This window comes from Dokdonella sp., assembly GCF_049593775.1.
Classification (GTDB): domain Bacteria; phylum Pseudomonadota; class Gammaproteobacteria; order Xanthomonadales; family Rhodanobacteraceae; genus Dokdonella.
This window is the reverse complement of record NZ_JBAWHJ010000111.1, coordinates 1-3,491: the sequence shown is the minus strand read 5'-3', so window position 1 is coordinate 3,491 and position 3,491 is coordinate 1. Positions and strand designations below refer to the sequence as shown.

Genomic DNA, 3,491 nt, shown 5'->3' with positions numbered 1-3,491 from the left:
TCATGGGGCATCAAGGTCGTTTCGCTGGATACCGGCAAGACGCTATACGCGTACAACCCGGACAAACTGCTGGTGCCAGCTTCCACGGCGAAGCTCTACACCGCAGCGTTGGCGCTGGATACATTCGGCCCCGATCACCGCATCGCCACTACCTTGTTCGCGACTGAAAAGACGCGGCGCAGTGGTGAAATCTGGGGTGATCTTGTCCTGGTCGGATACGGGGATCCGACCCTGGGCATGGACAAGCAGGCCTCCTGGGCCGACACCCTGGCTACTGCCTTGCGCAAGACCGGGACCACCGAAGTCCGCGGGGCGCTGATTGCAGACGCCACCTGGTTCGCCGCGCCGCTGTATGGCAGCGGATGGGAAGCGGCCGATTTGCAGAGCTGGTTCGGCGCACCTGTTTCGGCCCTGAGTGTCGACGAGAATATCGTGCGGGTCGAGGTCAAGCCCGCGCCGCAGCCTGGTGCGAACGCACGAATCGCGTTTGATCCCCCGGGGTCTGCGCCCACCCTGGTCAACAATTTGCGCACGCTGCGCGCGCCCGCTCCCACCGATATCAGCTTGTACCGCGCACCCGGCAGCGAAGTACTGCATGCATTCGGCACGATTGCGAGCAACGCGGCGCCGCAGTTTTATCGGCAGTCCCTGCATGATCCTGCCATGGTCGCCGCCGAGCAATTGCGCGCGGCACTTGCGCGCCAGGGTGTCAGCGTCAAGGGCAAATCGCGCAGCGTGTACTGGCCGGAACGTGATGATGCGCTGGCTTCCGACAAGCTCCACAGGATCGCAGATGTCTGGTCGCCCCCGATCTCCGAAATCGTGACGCGCGGGCTCAAGGTCTCGCAAAACCTGTACCTGCAGAACCTGCTCCTGATGGTCGGCGCCAGGGCAGCAGAAGAGGATGAGCTCGCAGGCAAGGAATCCCCCGTGTTCAAGTCCACTGAAACGCGAGGCGTCGAGGCGATGCGTCGCTTCCTCAGGAAAATCGACGTACCGATGGACGGTGTCCTGATCGAGGATGGACCGGGCCTGTCCAGACGTGATCTGACTTCGGCATCGGCCCTGACCAGTTTGCTCATCCACATGGGCGACAGTCCCAATGGTCTGGCGTTTCGCCAGGGCTTGCCTGAAGCCGGTGTCGACGGCTCGCTGACCTGGCGCATGCGCAACAGTGCAGCCAAAGGGCGTATCCATGCCAAGACCGGCACCATGGCCTATACCTATGGCCTCGCAGGCTATGCGCAAACGGCAGCAAACGAACGCCTTGCGTTCACGATTCTTCTCAACAATTATCGACGCCCTCGCGGCTCCGGGCGGGCTTCCGCCGAGCTCGATGCCATCGCAATCCTGCTCGCTGAACTGGATCAGCGCAGCCGCCTCTAAAAGTCCGGCTGACCAACACCTTGCTGCGTTGCATGCCGACCTGTCCAGGAGTAGCGTCGGCTTAACACACTCTGGGGAGAGTCGAATATGCGTATTTTGATCGCGGCCATTCTTGGGGGCATCGTGTTGTTTGCATGGGGGTTTGTCGCACATACGATGCTGCCGATCGGTGAGATGGGTATGCAGCAACCGGTGAGCGAGGATGGAGTTCTGGAATCCGTGAAGTCCGGACTGCCCAGCCCGGGTATATACATGTTGCCCAGCCTTGAACCCGATAAATGGGGTGACGAGGCCGCCATGGCCAGCTGGGCAGAAAAGGCCAAGGTGAATCCCTACGCCTATGTCGTAGTCGCACCGCCCATGGCGGATCCGGCGGCAATGGGGCCGCAGCTCATCACGCAGTTCATCTGTGATTTTCTCGGTTCCGCGATCGTGGCGTGGTTGCTGGCCGCCACCGCCTGGGGTTTCGCCGCACGCGTGATTGGTGCCGCTGCGATGGGGGTGTTTGCCTGGATCGCAGCAGTCGTTCCGATGTGGAACTGGTATCGGTTTCCAACGGACTTCATGGTTGCCGGGCTGATTGAACAGGGCGTGGGCTGGCTGCTGAGTGGTCTGATCATCACATGGTGGCTGGGGCGGAAGTAGCCCGCAGGTCGAAACCGCTGGTTTGCGGGAAACAGGGCGGCGCGGCGATAATCCGCGCCCCCTTCGTGTTTCTTGGATTTTCTCCATGCTTGATCCAGCCCTTCTGCGCGGACAGCTTGATGTCGTCGCCCAGCGCCTCGCGACGCGCGGTTACGTGCTCGATACCGCCGCCATCGAATCCCTGGAGTCGCAGCGCAAGGCTGTCCAGGTCGAAACGCAGGAGCTGCAGAACACACGCAATACGCGCTCCAAGGCCATCGGCATGGCCAAGGGCAAGGGCGAGGACACCACTGCACTGATGGCCGAAGTAGCCGGTATCGCCGACCAGCTCAAGGCCAATGAAGTGCGCCTGTCTGATATCCAGCAGCAAATTGCCTCAATTACGCTTGGAATTCCGAATCTCCCCGATGAGTCGGTGCCGCAAGGTGCGGATGAAGCGGCGAATGTCGAGCAGCATCGCTGGGGAACCCCCCGCAGCTTCGATTTTCAGGTCAAGGATCACGTAGAGCTGGGCGCACGCAAGGGCTGGCTCGATGGCGAAGTCGCCGCCAAGCTCTCCGGCTCACGTTTCACCGTATTGCGCGGCGAACTTGCGCGCCTGCACCGCGCACTTGCCCAGTTCATGCTCGACCTTCACACCGAAGAGCATGGCTACCTCGAAACCAACGTTCCGCTGATCGTCAATACCGATTCAATGCAGGGCACAGGGCAGTTGCCAAAGTTCGAGGAGGATCTGTTCTCGATCGAAGTCAACGAGTCGAAGCGTTACCTGATCCCGACCTCGGAAGTGCCGCTGACCAATATCGTGCGCGACACGATCACCGATGCCGAACAGCTGCCGTTGCGCATGACCGCCCATTCCATGTGCTTCCGTGCCGAGGCCGGCTCCGGTGGCAGGGATGTTCGCGGCATGATCCGCCAGCATCAGTTCGAGAAGGTCGAGCTGGTCAGCGTCAGCAAGCCGACGGAAAGCGATGACGAGCACGAGCGCATGACGCGCAGTGCGGAAGTTGTGCTTGAAAGGTTGGGTCTGCCGTATCGACGCATGCTGCTGTGCACTGGCGACATGGGCTTTGCCGCAACCAAGACCTTTGATCTCGAAGTCTGGCTGCCCAGCCAGGATACCTATCGTGAAATCTCCTCGTGCTCGAATTGCGGCGATTTCCAGGCCCGGCGAATGCTCGCCCGCTGGCGCAGCCCGGAATCGAACAAGCCCGAACTCTTACATACCCTGAATGGTTCAGGCACCGCCGTCGGTCGCGCCCTCATCGCCGTGGTGGAGAACTATCAGAACGCCGACGGCTCTATCGATGTGCCCGAAGTGCTGCTGCCCTACATGGGTGGCATAACGCGTCTGAGCTGAACATGCATTCCTTCTCCCGAGGGAAGAAGGACGAATCTTGGGCAATTCCTCCGACTAGGCTAAACTTCGCCGCCCACTGTCCTGGCGAGTCAATCCG

The 3,491-nt window shown here is 61.0% G+C and carries 3 protein-coding genes; all 3 read left to right on the top strand.

What is annotated here, in order from left to right; all coding sequences use genetic code 11:
• Positions 1–1,386, top strand: a 1,386-nt coding sequence (gene dacB / locus WBP53_RS03725) for a D-alanyl-D-alanine carboxypeptidase/D-alanyl-D-alanine endopeptidase (protein ID WP_423926068.1), incomplete at its 5' end; no start/stop codon positions are given.
• Positions 1,387–1,473: 87 nt separating this feature from the next.
• Positions 1,474–2,031, top strand: coding sequence for a hypothetical protein (locus WBP53_RS03720; protein ID WP_423926066.1), 558 nt, complete (start codon positions 1,474–1,476; stop codon positions 2,029–2,031).
• Positions 2,032–2,116: 85 nt separating this feature from the next.
• Complete coding sequence (serS, locus tag WBP53_RS03715; protein ID WP_423926064.1) at positions 2,117–3,394, top strand: serine--tRNA ligase; 1,278 nt, start codon at positions 2,117–2,119, stop codon at positions 3,392–3,394.
• Positions 3,395–3,491: the final 97 nt, after the last annotated feature.

Excerpts from the sequence above, each read along its gene's own strand:
- serS (WP_423926064.1), top strand. The coding sequence starts at position 2,117 with ATGCTTGATCCAGCCCTTCTGCGCGGACAGCTTGATGTCGTCGCCCAG.
- WBP53_RS03720 (WP_423926066.1), top strand. The coding sequence starts at position 1,474 with ATGCGTATTTTGATCGCGGCCATTCTTGGGGGCATCGTGTTGTTTGCA.